Source organism: Lascolabacillus massiliensis (assembly GCF_001282625.1).
Taxonomy (GTDB): Bacteria; Bacteroidota; Bacteroidia; order Bacteroidales; family Dysgonomonadaceae; genus Proteiniphilum; species Proteiniphilum massiliensis.
Genome location: NZ_CTEJ01000002.1, coordinates 174,087 through 190,669, shown reverse-complemented (window position 1 = coordinate 190,669; position 16,583 = coordinate 174,087). Strand labels below are relative to the sequence as shown.

Annotated in this window: 12 protein-coding genes; 8 read left to right on the top strand and 4 right to left on the bottom strand. The window is 36.2% G+C overall.

What is annotated here, in order from left to right:
- Window positions 1-217 precede the first annotated feature (217 nt).
- The 3 genes from BN1354_RS05560 to BN1354_RS05550 form a co-directional block, all read right to left on the bottom strand.
- The gene (locus BN1354_RS05560) at window positions 218-1,570 is read right to left on the bottom strand and encodes a TrpB-like pyridoxal phosphate-dependent enzyme (RefSeq protein ID WP_053826488.1); all 1,353 of its coding nucleotides are present in this window, start codon (window positions 1,568-1,570) and stop codon (window positions 218-220) included.
- A gap of 49 nt (window positions 1,571-1,619) precedes the next feature.
- Window positions 1,620-3,923: an NADP-dependent malic enzyme gene (locus tag BN1354_RS05555; protein ID WP_045089374.1), complete on the bottom strand. Its 2,304-nt coding sequence runs from the start codon at window positions 3,921-3,923 to the stop codon at window positions 1,620-1,622.
- A 75-nt stretch (window positions 3,924-3,998) separates the two neighbouring features.
- The gene (locus BN1354_RS05550; protein WP_053826487.1) at window positions 3,999-4,418 is read right to left on the bottom strand and encodes a hypothetical protein; all 420 of its coding nucleotides are present in this window, start codon (window positions 4,416-4,418) and stop codon (window positions 3,999-4,001) included.
- 261 nt (window positions 4,419-4,679) lie between these two features.
- On the opposite strand from BN1354_RS05550, the gene BN1354_RS05545 reads away from it, so the two are divergent.
- The 8 genes from BN1354_RS05545 to pncB all read left to right on the top strand — a co-directional run bounded on the left by BN1354_RS05545 (window position 4,680) and on the right by pncB (window position 14,812).
- Window positions 4,680-5,435, top strand: a complete 756-nt coding sequence (locus BN1354_RS05545) for a LiaI-LiaF-like domain-containing protein (RefSeq protein WP_053826486.1) — start codon at window positions 4,680-4,682, stop codon at window positions 5,433-5,435.
- A gap of 14 nt (window positions 5,436-5,449) precedes the next feature.
- Window positions 5,450-6,292, top strand: a complete 843-nt coding sequence (locus tag BN1354_RS05540; protein WP_045089376.1) for a LytR/AlgR family response regulator transcription factor — start codon at window positions 5,450-5,452, stop codon at window positions 6,290-6,292.
- A 102-nt stretch (window positions 6,293-6,394) separates the two neighbouring features.
- Entirely contained in the window at window positions 6,395-7,003 is a 609-nt protein-coding gene (locus BN1354_RS05535) for a TetR/AcrR family transcriptional regulator (protein ID WP_053826485.1), read from the top strand.
- Between the two features lie 84 nt (window positions 7,004-7,087).
- The gene (locus BN1354_RS05530) at window positions 7,088-8,554 is read left to right on the top strand and encodes a TolC family protein (RefSeq protein WP_045089378.1); all 1,467 of its coding nucleotides are present in this window, start codon (window positions 7,088-7,090) and stop codon (window positions 8,552-8,554) included.
- 64 nt (window positions 8,555-8,618) lie between these two features.
- On the top strand, window positions 8,619-9,635 hold the full coding sequence (locus BN1354_RS05525) for an efflux RND transporter periplasmic adaptor subunit (protein ID WP_082057431.1): 1,017 nt from the start codon (window positions 8,619-8,621) through the stop codon (window positions 9,633-9,635).
- A 49-nt stretch (window positions 9,636-9,684) separates the two neighbouring features.
- The gene (locus BN1354_RS05520) at window positions 9,685-12,813 is read left to right on the top strand and encodes an efflux RND transporter permease subunit (RefSeq protein ID WP_053826484.1); all 3,129 of its coding nucleotides are present in this window, start codon (window positions 9,685-9,687) and stop codon (window positions 12,811-12,813) included.
- A 33-nt stretch (window positions 12,814-12,846) separates the two neighbouring features.
- Window positions 12,847-13,140, top strand: coding sequence for a PG0541 family transporter-associated protein (locus tag BN1354_RS05515; RefSeq protein WP_045089381.1), 294 nt, complete (start codon window positions 12,847-12,849; stop codon window positions 13,138-13,140).
- Between the two features lie 499 nt (window positions 13,141-13,639).
- Window positions 13,640-14,812, top strand: a complete 1,173-nt coding sequence (gene pncB / locus BN1354_RS05510; protein WP_053826483.1) for a nicotinate phosphoribosyltransferase — start codon at window positions 13,640-13,642, stop codon at window positions 14,810-14,812.
- Here the strand turns inward: pncB and BN1354_RS05505 are convergent.
- On the bottom strand, window positions 14,807-16,498 hold the full coding sequence (locus BN1354_RS05505) for a M23 family metallopeptidase (protein ID WP_053826482.1): 1,692 nt from the start codon (window positions 16,496-16,498) through the stop codon (window positions 14,807-14,809). The genes pncB and BN1354_RS05505 overlap by 6 nt on opposite strands.
- Between the last annotated feature and the right edge of the window lie 85 nt (window positions 16,499-16,583).

Sequence of the window (16,583 nt, the reverse complement as noted above, 5' to 3'; positions counted from 1 at the left end):
TCGGAAACCCGAAGGCTGCGGCCCGCCATTGAAACCAAAAACGAGTCTCGGTTTATAAAATGTAATTGATGAGTTCCCCAATCGACCAATGCGGCAGTAACTTCATCATTTATGTATTCCAAAGATAAATGGTCTATACGTAATATCCAAATTATTTATGTTATTTTTTTGGATTAAATTAGTCTCAGCTCTTTGTTAATACTCATTTTCAGCTATATCAGACTTCTGTTAAAAACTTACTAATATCTTCGTCCGAAACTACATGATTTGTAAGATCACCAGCGAGGAATTGATCATAAGCACTCATGTCTACAAAGCCATGTCCTGAAAGATTAAACAGAATTACTTTTTTCTTTCCTTCTTCTTTAGCTTTTAAAGCCTCATTAATTGCTGCTGCTATTGCATGATTTGATTCAGGTGCAGGAACAATACCTTCAGTACGAGCAAATAATACACCAGCATTAAAAGAGTCAAGCTGTTTTATATCTACTGCTTCAATATAGCCATCTTTAAGAAGCTGACTAACAATGCTACCTGCGCCATGATATCGAAGTCCCCCAGCATGAATATTTGCCGGTGTAAACTTATGTCCTAGTGTAAACATTGGGATAAGTGGGGTATAACCAGTTTCATCTCCGAAGTCATATTTAAATTCCCCTCTGGTCAGTTTAGGACATGATGCAGGCTCAGCTGCCACAAAACGTGTTTTCTTTTCACCTGTGAAGTTGTGACGCATGAATGGGAAACTTATGCCTGAGAAATTTGAACCACCTCCAAAGCAACCAATTACAATATCCGGATACTCATCTGCCATCTCCATCTGTTTTTCAGCTTCAAGTCCAATAATAGTCTGATGTAATGAAACATGGTTTAAAACACTTCCTAAAGCGTATTTGCAATTTTCTGTTTGCATTGCTAATTCAATGGCTTCAGAAATAGCAGTACCTAAACTTCCCTGATAGTTAGGATGGTCGGTAATGATTTTACGTCCAGCCTTGGTAGACATGCTTGGTGATGCAATTACCTGAGCACCCCATGTCTGCATAAGAGAACGTCTGTAAGGCTTTTGTTCGTAGCTTATCTTTACCATATAGACTGCAAGTTCAAGACCAAATGCTTTGGCAGCGAATGCAAGTGCGGTACCCCATTGACCAGCTCCGGTCTCTGTAGTAATGTTAGTTGTTCCATCAACTTTATTATAGTAAGCTTGTGGTAATGCTGAGTTCAATTTATGTGAACCAACGGGACTAACACTTTCATTTTTAAAATATATATGCGCTGGTGTATCAAGTGTTTTCTCAAGTTCAGTTGCTCTTACCAGCGGAGTGGGACGATATATTTTATATTTATCTCTTACTTCATCTGGAATATCTATCCATGTATCAGTTTGGTTTACTTCCTGGCGTGATAGCTCCTCAGCAAACAATGGAAACAGATCCTCAGCTTTGAGTTCCTCTTTTGTTTGTGGATTGATCATTGGTAAAGGTTTATTTTTCATCTCAGCAGTAATATTATACCACTGTGTTGGTATTTCCGTTTCAGGAAGCATAAATCTTTTTCTTTTTGACATAATATTTTGATTGTTTATTAGATATGTTTCTATTGAATGATGAAGATACCTAAATTATTCTTGATAAATTATTTAATCTTATATTTTCTTCAACAATTGCATCAATAACTGCTACGGCTACCATATTTACTATATCACGCACAGAAGTATCTACATCTAAAATATGTACCGGTTTGTTTAGTCCCATTTGAATAGGACCAATTATATCATTCTTTCCAGTTTCTTTAAGTATTTTGTATGAAGCATTGGCTGAACTCAGATTAGGGAAAACAAGTGTATTTACCTCTTTATCGCGTAAACGTGTAAAAGGATATTTCTTATCTCTCAATTCTTTATTCAGGGCATAATTAACTTGCATTTCACCATCAACAACCATTTCAGGATATCTTTCGTGAAGTGTTTTAACAACCTGGTGAACGCTCGCAGGACTGCCTACTGAGTCTGACCCGAAGTTAGAATAGGAAACCATCGCTATTACAGGATCATGATTGAAAAACTTAACAGTAGCATCAGCCAATCTAGCTATGTCTATCAAAGTATCTGTATCAGGATGTCTGTTGAATAGAGTATCAGCAAGAAACAGCATACCTTTTTTAGTGTTTACTATATGCATTGCACCAATATGGTTAAGACCCTCACGGATACCAATCACCTCTTTAGCAATTTCAATAGTGTCGGCATATTTACTGAATACACCTGTTATCATTGCATCCGCCTCTCCGGTTTCAACCATCATCATTCCAAAATAGTTGCGTTCGAACATCTTCTCAGCAGCTTCTTCAAAAGTCATTCCCTGACGTTCTCTCTTTTTGGAAAGGATTTCTGCATAACGCAATCTACGCTCTTCTTCACGATCGTGACGTAAATTAACTATCTCTATTCCATTAAGACTAATCTGGTTCTCTTTTGCGATCTTTGCAATCTTCTCTTCATTTCCCAATAAAATAGGATGACATATACCTTCAGCATATGCATTTTCCGCAGCCTTAAGCATATTAAGATGATTAGTCTCAGAGAACACAACACGTTTAGGATTTAGTCGCGCCATTTCGTACATTCTACGCACCATCTTATTATCAAGACCCATAAGATCACGCAGCTTATGATCATATTCCTCCCAATTTTCGATAGGCTTGCGGGCAACACCTGACTCCATGGCAGCCCTAGCTACAGCAGGAGCAACAGTTGTAAGAAGTCTTGGATCAAGTGGTTTAGGAATTATATAATCTCTGCCAAAACGTAACTTTTTGATACTGTATGCTGTATTAACAACATCAGGAACTGTTTTTTTTGTGAGTTCAGCCAGAGCATAAACAGTTGCAATTTTCATCTCTTCGTTAATACATGTTGCTTGAACATCCAAAGCACCACGGAAAATATATGGGAATCCAAGTACATTGTTTATCTGATTAGGATGATCTGAACGTCCGGTCGCAAATATTATATCCTCTCTTGCACTCATTGCAAGCTCGTAAGAAATTTCAGGATTAGGATTAGCAAGTGCAAAAACAATTGGATCTTTACTCATCGATTTTACCATGTCTGTAGTCAGCACATCAGCTACAGATAATCCTAGAAACATATCAGCACCCTTAACTGCCTCTTCAAGAGTTGTTATTTTTCTGTCAGTTGCAAATGGTTTCTTGCGCTCATTAAGGTCTGTTCTATATTTACTTATTACACCTTTTGAGTCTAGCATCACAATATTCTCAAGTTTCGCTCCTAATGCAATATATAGTTGAGTACATGAATTAGCTGCAGCACCCGCTCCATTAACAACAATCTTTATTTCATCAATTTTTTTACCATTAAGCTCAAGAGCATTAAGTAGTCCGCACGCCGATATAATAGCAGTTCCATGCTGATCGTCGTGCATAATAGGAATATCGAGTTCTGCTTTCAGGCGTTCCTCAATCTCAAAACACTCAGGTGCTTTTATATCCTCCAGGTTGATACCACCGAATGTTGGAGAAATTGCTTTAACTATCTGAATAAACTTTTCAGGATCTTTCTCGTTAACCTCAATATCAAAAACATCGATGCCTGCAAATATTTTAAAGAGAAGACCTTTTCCTTCCATAACAGGTTTTCCTGCAACGGCACCTATATCACCTAAACCAAGAACAGCTGTTCCATTTGATATAACTGCAACAAGGTTTCCCTTAGCAGTATATTTATATGCAGCACCCGGATCATTTTTTATTTCAAGGCATGGTTCAGCAACACCCGGTGAATAAGCTAAAGATAAATCATGTTGAGAGTTATAAGGTTTGGTAGGTAAAACCTCAATCTTTCCCGGACGCCCCTGAGAGTGATAATCAAGGGCATCTTTACGCAACTTGTTATTTGTCATTTTGATTGTTTTTGTGCAGTAAAAATAATAATATGCACAAAATTATAAAAATAATGCGATAGTTTATAATTTTCTTTACTCGATTATCTGATAATGTTCAGCTTCAATGTGAAATATTATTTGTGAATTTTCTGACTCACACTCCTCAGTGTGATGAGTATTAGTACTGTTAACAATTTGTTCATCTGCAGCAATTGTACCAACAACTCTTACATATTTATCCACACAATCAGGATCAAACTTACCAAGAGTAGCACTTGATTCAGCACGTATTGTGAAATCACTCTTTTCATCCTTCAGAAATAGTTTCATACCACTCTTTTCACATACATGAGTACATAATCCTTCAACAATTACTTTTTCATCAATCATCGATTCTCCATTGATAACAATTTCACTAATCTCTGTTACATTAGATTTACCTCCTGTGCAACCGACAGAAAATAATAGATTAATCGCCAGAACCGAGAATATAAAATACCTTTTGCTTTTCATATGATATTAACTTCTTGAGATATTAATTTCAAAGATAACTATTTTATCATTATTTGTAAAATAAGCTATTATTTACAGTAGAAATTACTTCATTCGTCGGGGAAATTAATGATGTTCATCGATTTATTATTGTACATGGTAACCCTCTTAGCATATCTTTGCGAAACTTAATTCATAGTCATGTAATTTCAGTAGTGTTATATACATAGCTAAATACTTTAAGATAATTGATAAATTTTAAACAATTTAATATTTTTACATATGGAAAAAAAATTTAAGCCAAATGAAACTCCAAAAGTACAAGGAATTACTTTTGGAATACTTCTTATACTTGCCGGGTTTCTATTTCTTTCTTTTAATTTTGGATGGATTGACCCTGTTCTCAGATCTGTTGTTTTTTCATGGCCTTTTATATTTATTATACTATCTGTAATCAGCTTCTCAAAGAGAGACTTTGCTTTTGGATTTATTTGGCTTATTGCAGGTATATTTTTTCTACTACCCAGATTAGCAGAAGCATATCCTGACTATTTAAGCGGTATTCAAGATAATTTTACGAATGTTTATTGGCCATTACTGCTAATTATAGTTGGAATAGTAATTGTTTTTAATGTTATTTCTGGCAGAAACAGGAGTATGAGAGGTTGTGGAAACCGTTCAATGCAATTTCAATCAACAGAAAATAGAGATGGTGTAATTAATAAAAATGTAACTTTTGGTGGCTCAGAAAGTATATTTTTAGACCCTGTATTTAATGGTGGAAGTATAAGTGCAGTTTTTGGCGGTGTAGTTCTTGACCTTCGCAAAACCACACTTCCTGAAGGGGAGACCTATCTGGATATATCTGCAATTTTCGGTGGAATAGAACTATACATACCTGACAGCTGGCTTGTCGAAACAAGAATTCATACAGTATTAGGTGGAGTTGAAGATAAAAGATTAGTTTCTCAAACTGATCAATCAAGGAAATTGATTCTGCAAGGAAATCTTACATTCGGAGGATGCTCAATTCTATAGACATAAATTAAAGAATGAAATTTATATTCACATATACACAGATTCAATGGTTGATACTTTTACTTCTAAGTGCCATTTTTGCTGTGTTGAACACCCTCGCATATCAACCACTCGTTTCATTCTCTTTCAATATATTTTTACTGAAAAGTATGATCGATGGATTATTGCTTTTGGGAATATGCAGATTATTATTGATAGTAATTCCATCAGCTAACTATGTAAAACTTGAACCTATACAGCAATTTATAAATTATTTTGCATTAGGTATTCTTGTAACAGCAGTTTGGGTAGGCCTAAGTTTTGCTACCTCCTACTATATTCTTGGAAGTGAAAATATTGAGAAGTTTGTTGATATAATTCCAATGAACGCATTCATAGGGTTGTTGTTATATATTATTGATATTCAGTTTATACATTATAAAATGGTTGTTGTGGAAAATAAAATAGAAACAGAGCCAGATACAGATTTCAAAGCAGATAGTAATGAAACTAAACTAAATCCGGAACAGACAGATGAAGGTTCAGAAGCAATAGAACGTATTGCCGTGAAAGTAGGAAATAAAATTCATGTAATTCTTGTTCAGGATATCATATATATTGAGGCTGATGGTGATTACGTAAAAATAGTTACTGATCATGGTAAATATATGAAAGAGGATACTATGAAGTATTATGAAGCAGGTTTACCTCAATCAAAATTTGTAAGAGTTCATAGATCTTATATTGTAAATGTTGAAAAAATACTACGCATTGAGCTATACGAAAAGCAAAATCAAATGCTAACACTTAACAACGGAGACCAAATCAGAGCCAGCGCTTCAGGTTATAAATCCCTCAGAGATGTACTTAAATTGTAAAATATGAAAAGATCTTATAATAAAGTATGTTAAAACCTGGAAAACTGTTTTGAGTTTTCAAGTTTTACTAATTACCTTTGCACGCATTTTAAAACGCAGCAAATGGAAATAAAAGATCGAATATTAAAGAAAGCAGAAGATTTATTCTTCGTATATGGCATAAAAAGTGTTTCAATGGATGAGCTTGCAACATCTTTGGGAATATCTAAAAGAACTATATACGAGAATTTTAAGGATAAAGAGGATATCCTTACTTCTCTAATGATCAAGCTAAGAGATGATCGTAATTTGGCTTTTCAAGAATACCTTTCTGATGATTATAATGTAGTTGAGGTTTTCTTGAAAGTTATCGAGATACAGTCTCAAATGCCCGAGTGTAATGCTAAATTCTTTCAGGATATATATAAATATTATCCTAAAGTAGCAGCATTGATCCAGAAAAATATGGAAGAGAATAATAATTTCTTACAAGAGTTTTTGCAAAAGGGTATTAATCAGGGATATATACGTGAAGATCTTAATATTAAGATAGCTGCATTTTTAGTTGAAGAGAGCACACACACCTATTTACGAGCCTCATACATAGAAAAACCACCATTCTCTTTTAATGAACTATTCAAGACAATGATGATAAATTTTGTCAGAGGCATATCGACAGAGAAAGGAATAAAAATAATTGATGCTTATCTCGAAAAAGAAAAGAGTAATTAATAGAGATAAGTCGTTTAATAAATGAGTTTTATTAGTTCATTGATTCGAAGGTATAAAAATAAAATAAAGTATTTAAGTTGAAAGATGAATAAATCTATTATGAATCCAAAGATGTTAATGATGCTTTTAGTGATGTTACTCAGTCTTAATGGACTGAACGTTGCAAATGCTCAGCAAACTGATAGTTTGCACATCGATTTAAACAGTGCACTGGAAATTGCACTGAGTGAAAATCCCACCGTGAAAGTGGCTGATATGGAAATTAAAAAGAAGGAGTATGCTAAAAAAAGCGCATATGGTGCATTATTTCCTCAGATGGATGTAATTGGATCGTATCAGCGTGCAATTAAAAGGCAAACAGTATATTTTGATGAAGGATTTGGTTTCGGGGGTGATATAGATCCAAATGATTATACTCCCGAAGAACTTAAGATTTTAGAAGTATTTGGTAAAATGATGTCACCTGATCCAGAATCATCAGGTGATGGAATTCAAATGGGACGTTTTAATGTATGGACTGCAGGTCTTAATGTGAATATGCCATTGGTTGTTCCCTCATTATGGAAGAATATTCAGATGAGCGAAGTGGATATACGACTCGCAATGGAGCAGGCCAGAGCTTCGCGAATTGATCTTATCAACCAGGTTAAGAAAGCCTACTTCAGTCTATTACTTGCTCAGGATAGTTATAATGTATTAAAGCTCACATATGAGACCGACTCATTAAACCTTGTTAATATTAAAAATAGATATAACCAGGGCATAGTTGCTGAGTATGATGTTGTTACTGCCGAGGTTAGGTTAAAGAGTCTGATCCCCAATATTCTGCAGGCAGAAAATATGAGAAAGATTGCAGAACTTCAATTGAATATGCTAATGGGTATCGATGGTGATTTACCACTAAAAGTAACGGGATCACTTGATGAATATGAAGCTACAATTTCAAACATTATAATACCTGCAGATACGTCATTATTGCAGAATAGTGATATTAAGCAGTTCGATTTACAGGCTCAGCAGGCAAAAAATGCATATGAGATACAGAAGCTGCAGTATGCACCTTCACTTGTTACTTCTTTCAATTGGACTTATATGAGTCAGAATAACGACTTTCGATTCAGTGATTATCGTTGGGATCCATATTCAACAATTGGAATAACACTTCAAATTCCTCTTTTTAGCGGTGGACAGCGATATCATAATGTAAAACAGTCAGAAATCCAACTGCACCAGCTAGGGGAACAGCGTAAAAATCTGGAGAGATCATTAAAGCTATCCATAAAAAATAATTTTGATCTGATAAACAAAAATATAGAACAGGTAATAGCCTCACAGTCTTCTGTAGAACTGGCTCGCAGGGGTCACGAAATAACCTTGAAGAGATATGAAACAGGAATGGGAACAATTGTTGATGTAAATGCAGCTGCACTTGCCGTTCTTAATGCAGAACTTCAAAACAGAAATGCTATATATGACTATCTGGCTGCAAAGGCCGATTTGGAAAAGGTTATCGGTTATGAGATTGCACCTATTGAAGATATTAACTGGTGATATACAATATTTAGAATTTAATATTTAATAAACTGAAAAATAAAAACAATATAACTTTATGAAAATGCAAAACTTATTTAAGTTTATTCCATTACTGTCGATTGCTCTGCTATTATCATGTGGTGGATCGGGACAAACCGAAAGCACAGAAAGTGAAGCATCACAAAAGACAAAAGTGCGTGTGGAAGAGGTTAAACTGGTTCCCGTAGATCAGATTTCCACATTTACTGCAACTGTTGAGGCCGATAAGGTAAACAATATCGCTCCTGCAATGGGAGGACGTATTCGTGAGATTTATGTTGAAGTTGGATCACAAGTAAGAAAAGGTCAGGTACTTGTTGCAATGGATGCTTCTACTTATTCACAACAGGAAACACAGGTTGCTACTTTAAGGAGAGATTTCGAAAGATATAAAGAGTTGTATGAAGTAGGAGGTATTTCAAAACAGCAGCTCGATCAGGTAAAAACTCAGCTGGATGTTGCAGAAACAGCAATGAATAACTTGGGAGAAAATACCAAACTCGTAAGTCCCCTAAATGGAGTAGTAACCGCTCGTAATTACGATCCGGGTGACGTAGCAATGCAATTGCCAATTCTAACAATTGAGAGTATGAACCCTGTGAAGGTTACACTTAATGTATCCGAAAGATTTTACAGTCAGGTAAAAATTGGAATGCCAGTTGAAGTACAAGCTGATGCCCTTGGAGATGAGGTGTTTGAAGGTAAGATATCCCTGATATACCCCACAATCGATCCGGTATCACACACTTTCACAGTTGAGGTTTCAGTTCCAAATAATAATCAGAAGCTTCGTCCAGGTATGTTCTCACGCGTGAAAATGAATTTTGGAACAAATGACCGTCCTCTGCTCAGCGATTTAGCAGTGCTTAAGCAGGTAGGATCAAACGACCGCTATGTATTTGTTGAAGAGAACGGTAAAGCAAAATATACTATAGTTCAACTAGGTGCAAGAATTGATGACAAGTATGAGATCATTTCGGGATTAAATGCCGGAGACAAGGTAATTATTCATGGAAATACCAACCTTATTGATGGTTCGGAAGTTGAAGTGATAGATTAATTAATTATGTGTTATCTAAGATATAAATAGGATAAAATAGAACAGATATATGAAAATATATGAAACCGCGGTAAAAAATCCCGTGGGAACATCACTAATTTTTATCGGAGTTGTACTGATTGGACTTCTGTTTTACAGACAGTTGCCAATCGACCTCTATCCCAATATCGACCTTAATATTGTGTCGGTCATGACCACCTATTCGGGTGCGGGAGCACAGGATGTGGAAGCAAATGTTACACGACCACTCGAGGATGTATTAAATACAACCGAGAAACTAAAAGAGATTACATCTCAGTCGAGAGACGGCTTATCAATGATAATGCTTGAGTTTGATTATGGTACCGATATGGATGCTGTAATGAATGATGTGAGAGATAAAGTGTCCCTAATATCGGGGTTTCTTCCCGATGGCACTGAAGATCCCATGATTCTTAAATTCAGTTCAGACATGATACCTGTAGTAGTCCTTTCGGCTACAGCAGAAGAAAGTGCCAATGCATTATATAAGATTCTTGATGAGCAGGTTGCAAACCCCTTAAATCGTATTACAGGAGTAGGAACTGTATCGGTAGGAGGTGCCCCTCAGCGTGAAGTGCAGGTAAATGTAGTACCAGCCAAGCTTGAAGCATATAACATGTCACTAGAACAGATTGCACAGGTAATTGCTGCTGAAAATGTAAACGTACCTGCTGGTAACATCGATATAGGTTCCCAAACTTATATGTTACGTCTTGAAGGTGAATTCAAGAATAGTAAAGATCTGAATGATATAGTTGTTGGAAGCAGCATGGGGCGTCCTGTATATCTAAGAGATGTTGCAACTGTTAGCGATACTCTTGAATCACGAGTACAGGAAAACTATACTAATGGCAGACGAAGTGCAAGTATAATTGTACAAAAGCAATCAGGGGCTAATACTGTTGCAATTGCAGATGCTGTTAATGCAGCATTGCCTGAACTGCAGAAGTCTCTGCCACCAGATATTGAGATTGAGTCTGTAATGGATACATCAGACTACATTAAAACATCAATCAATAGTTTGCTTGAGACTATTTTCCTGGCTTTGATAATTGTTGGTATAGTAGTACTGTTTTTCCTGGGCAGATGGCGTGCAACCATTATTGTAATGGTTACAATCCCAATTTCGCTTATCGGATCATTCATATACCTTTTTATAACGGGTAACTCTATAAATATCATATCTCTTTCGGCTCTCTCCATCACCATAGGTATGGTAGTTGATGATGCTATCGTTGTACTTGAAAATATTACTTCTCATATCGAACGAGGCAGTCGTCCAAAGCAGGCAGCTGTTTATGGAACAGAAGAGGTTTCGCTATCTGTTATCGCATCAACACTAACCATTATTGCAGTGTTCCTGCCGATGACAATGGTAGGCGGTTTTGCAGGAGTTATGTTTAAACAGTTGGGCTGGATGGTTACTATTATCATCTCTCTTTCATTGATAATATCACTTACTCTCACACCAATGATGAGTTCACATATGTTGCGCTCAGTAAAAGATGTTAAAATGAATGGGTTCGACAGATGGTATCACAACAACATATTACCTGCGCTCGATAAACTTGATCATGGATATAGCAAGTTGGTAAACTGGGTTTCAAGAAGAAGGAGAACAACACTGTTTGGAGTTGTTGTGATATTCATAATAAGTATAATTATTTCCGCTATTACTCTTAAAACAAGCTTCATGCCTGAATCAGACAATAATAGTATAGGATTAACTATTGAGATGCCAACAGGTACACGTATGGAAGTTGCAAGGGAGGTTGGACATAATATTGTAAATAACTTGAGGGATAAATATCCGGAAATTGAAATTATCTCTTTTTCAGTTGGTACTGCCGGTGAAGGTGATACTTACGCAGCAATGCAGGATAATGCCCCAAATATTATGACATATAACATCCGACTCAAGGAAGCTAAATATAGAGATAAAACTATATATGATATTTCAGATGAGATGCGAAATGATCTCGCTTCAATGCCGGAACTCAATCGCTTCCAGGTGATGCCTGGTGGTGGTGATATGGGAATGGCAGGAGGAAACAATGTTGCAGTGGAAGTTTTCGGATATGATCTTGCAGTTACAGATGCTATCGCTGCAGAACTGAACAGTAAATTATCTGAAGTAGATGGATTAAGAGATATTGTTATTTCACGTAAGGACTATAGGATGGAATATCAGATTCAGTTCGATCGCGAAAAACTTTCACTGAATGGTCTTAATATGGCAACAGCTTCTAATGCAGTTCGTAACAGAATAAACGGTCTGGTAATGTCACGTTATCGTGAAGATGGTGAAGAGTATAACATACGTGTTCGTTTTGAAGAGCAATATCGTCAATCTATCGAGGATATTGAAAATATCCTAATCTATAACCCAATGGGTTTTGGAGTTAGAGTAAGAGATCTGGGTACGGTAGTAGAATCTTCTTCACTACCTCAAATCGACAGGCAGGACCGTGAAAGAATTGTCACAGTTACTGGAACAATATACGGCAGAGCCTTGAGTGAGGTAGTTAAAGATGTCGATGCAATTCTCGCACAGATTGATGTTCCAACAGGTGTGCAGATAGAAATTGGTGGTACTCTCGAAGATCAGCAAGAGTCCTTCGCCGAGCTTGCACTCCTTCTGTTGATAGTATCAATTCTTGTATATATTGTACTAGCATCTCAGTTTGAATCTCTCACCTATCCGTTTATGATTATTCTTACAATTCCTTTTGCTTTTACGGGTGGATTGCTTCTACTTGCGATAACCGGTGAGCCACTGGGAATAATGGGATATGTGGGACTTATCATGCTTGTGGGTATGGTTGTAAAAAATGCTATTGTGCTTATCGACTATATCAACCTGAATCGTGAAAGAGGTATGTCAATTATTACAGCAGTAGTTCATGGTGGACGCTCGAGGTTACGTCCGGTATTGATGACAACTTTAACTACTATTTTGGGTATGATACCTCTTGCAATAGGTACCGGACAAGGTTCCGAAATGTGGCGTGCACTTGGTATAGCAATTATTGGTGGTATGACATTCTCCACAATTATTACACTTATACTAATACCTGCGCTTTATTCTATGATGGCGGGTTATGGTGTTCGTCGCAGACGTAAGAAACATCGTTTAGTTATTGAGGAAAACAGGTAGTAATTAGTTAGAATAAATGAAAAAAAGAGATTTATGAAAGCAGTAATGATTGTATTAGACCAGGCTCACTACGATGAGATTGTTGAAAATCTGAACACATTAAATATACGCGGATTTACTTCCTGGAGAGAAGTTCATGGCAGAGGCAGTAAAAATGGAATTCCTCATTATGGTTCTCATGCGTGGCCTTCAGTTAATAATTCAATTCTCACAATTGTAGAAGATGACAGGGTTCCACTTTTATTGAAATATCTAAAAGATCTGGATAATGAGTCACCCAACCTTGGCTTAAGAGCATTTGTCTGGAATATTGAAGATATGATTTGAAACAATTTTGATTTGATTATATTTTTTAAAGGGATGCAATAAACAGTTGCATCCCTTTATTTATTTTGCAGAACCGCTATTCAACCTGTACATTACCCATACCTTATTCTTACCTTGTTCTTACATTGTTCTTACCTTCTTCTTATATACCTTATATATTTAGAAGGAAGAGAAGGCAAGGGTAAAGGCCAAACAAGATTAAAATTCAGCCAATCTATTGTCTTAATAATATTTCGATATACAATATTGATGACTATATTACCTGTTTTGCATAATGAGTACCTTCTGTCCTATATTTATATATCAAATAATGAATAACGAGATTATTACTGATATCCAATGGTTTTGTTTCTGCAAAATTGTTATATTAAAATCGGATAAATTTGAACGAATCTATACTATAAATGTTTTAACTATTAATAATTTTAATTATCGGCTAATCTGAAAAGATTATTAATTATTTATTTAACAACAGTTGATATCATTAATTCAGTAAAATATGAGTGTTATTAGAAGTCTGCTTGATACAGATCTTTATAAGTTTACAACAAGCTATGCTTATTCCAAGCTTTTCCCAAGAGCACATGGAGAGTTTGAATTTGTGGATAGGAGTAATGGTGATTATCCTGATGGGTTTGACATACTGCTGAAAAAAGAGATAGAGAAGATGTCAACTTTATCACTTTCTCAAGGAGAGGAGAATTTTATCAGGCAACAGATGCCATATTTACCACCCACTTATATAGATTTCCTTAAAGGTTTCAGATTTGACCCCTCTGAGGTTGATATCAGGCTTGAAGATAAAAAGCTACATATAAACGCTAAAGGACTCCTTTATAGGGTGACACTTTGGGAAACTCCTATACTTGCAACAGTGTCAGAGCTGTTTTTCAGGGAGATGGGAAAATATCCCGACAGGAAGTATATGGAGGAGGCTGCTATTGAAAAAGCGATGAGAATGAAAGAGCATGATATAACATTTTCACTCTTTGGAATGCGGCGTAGGTTTAGCTTTGAAGTGGAAGACAGAGTTACAGAGCTTCTTAAGCAACATGCAGGTGATAGTTTATATGGCACCAGTAATGTTTACATGGCATACAAGCACAACCTTAGTGTTTCAGGCACTCATCCGCATGAATGGGTTCAGTTTCATGGATCAATATATGGCTATAAGATGGCCAATTATATGTCAATGGAAGATTGGATAAATGTTTTTGATGGTGATCTTGGCACTGTTCTCACTGATACATATACAACCGATGTTTTCCTTCGCAATTTCAGTAAGAAACATGCAGCATTGTTTACAAGTCTGAGACATGATAGTGGAGATCCGTTTGTTTTTATTGATAAAGTAATTCGCAGATATGAAGAGTTGCGAATTAATCCAAAGATGAAGTATCTGGTGTTCTCAGATAGTCTTAATGTAGATAAAGCAATAGAAATTAAGAATTACTGCAACAATCGAATAGGATCAACTTTTGGAATTGGCACTAACCTTACCAATGATGTCTCATCAAAAATAAAAAGCATGAATATTGTCATGAAGCTCTTTCGCTGTAAAATGACAGCAAAAGAGGAGTGGCAGGAGTGTGTGAAGCTATCAGATGTAGAAGGTAAGCACACAGGTAGTGAAAGAGAGATAATGCTTGTGAAAGCTACATTGGGATTATAGCTGTTTCCTGTATTCGCTGCTGTTTCCTGCGGCATCAGTTGCAGTAAATACTAAAGTTAGCTTCTCTCCCTTAGGGAGTCTCGATTCATCAAAATCATAAGTATATACAGATGATTTAGAATCGTGAGTAAACAGCACAAACTCACCATTGATCTCGCCTCTGAATGAGGCAACCCCACTTTTATTGTCAGTAAGCCTTATCCGAATACGTCGCTGACTAGTCCAGTTTTCCGGTGCCAGAGGAGTGATTACAGGTGGCTGAGTGTCTGCCGATATAGCATAACTATCTCCCAGTTCTCTTATTGAAACTGAAATCCCGCCTCTGTTATATTTGCCCCCAACCCAACTGTCGGAGCCGTTATCATTAAGTCTGACAATGCCATAATTATTCTTGTTGCTAAGAGTATCACTATTTAGTTTTATCCATAGATCAGCACTGTTATGTAGAGGTACCGGATTGTTATGCAGTGAATGAATGTCAGAATAGTAGCTGCTGTTTTTCTCTTTTTCGTAATTGAAACATAAATCAGAATAGAGGTTACCTGATGGGATATAAATGCTGGATCCCATTTCCAGATAGGAGTTATCTGTATTCCACAACATCCTGTTTTTACATTCAGTTGTTTTTTGAATAGGTTGTTGCATTCCGTTAACCTTAAATCTGTAACTCAGTGTGTTACCATAATGATCTTCAAGTTCGTAATGAAAGTCATACTCCCTTTCTTCATCTATTTCAACATACCCATTATTTATAGAGTTGTAGAAGGGTAGGGAGTTACCAGGTTCAATAAACGACTTCATAAAGTAGGATCTGTTCTTCTTGAAGTCAACAAAGTCGATAAAAGAGTTCAACATTCTTGTATCAGAGAAAGAAAATCGGTTGATTGTGCTGCTGAAGACAGGGTTACCATCAACAAACAATCTGATATACTTTACCCCATAAATGTTATTCTGACCATTCATTCTATCATATGCCTTAACTCCTATACCAATAAGACCCCATGCATTAATTGTTCTGCCAAGTCGCACCGGATTACCATTGGCATCCTTACTGATATTAATTCTGATTGGGTCTATTGAACCATTAATAATCCCCCTGTCTTTAACAGGATAAAAAGCAATTCCTCTCAAGTCGGGCTTTTGAGTATCAGCTATTGCAGGTAAAAATTCAAGAGCATCTAAAGGATCTTCAGACTTGGAATCACGTATCTCGAAATGGAGATGCGGACCACCTGAACTGCCCGTATTGCCACTCAAAGCAATCTGCTGTCCACGTTTTACAGGAAATAATTCTGCTTCAGGATAAAGATTAATACTGTAGCTTTCAAGCTCATATTGTTTTGATTTCACATAATCGGCAATCTCTTTCGAAAAACTGTTCAGGTGAGCATAAACACTCGTGTGTCCGGTTGACGGGTGATCAAGATACAGAGCAAGTCCATATCCTCCCGGAGATACACTTATTCTTGAAACATAACCATCTTCAATAGCCAAAATGGGCTTGTTAACAGCCTGTTGAGTTTTGAAATCGATTCCGGAATGAAAATGGTTACTTCTAAGCTCCCCAAAACCTCCACTTAATGCAGGAGGTATGTTTACAGGATATCTGTAAATCTGAGAATATGCTGATAATGTAGACAGTAGTACTAGTAAAACAGATATATATCGAGAAGTTCTAAAAATCATTATTAGTGGTTTTTACACATTAAAATGTTATGCCTTATTATGAGAGGCAATAGATGTACTGTAGTTTGCTTATAAATAAAAAGAA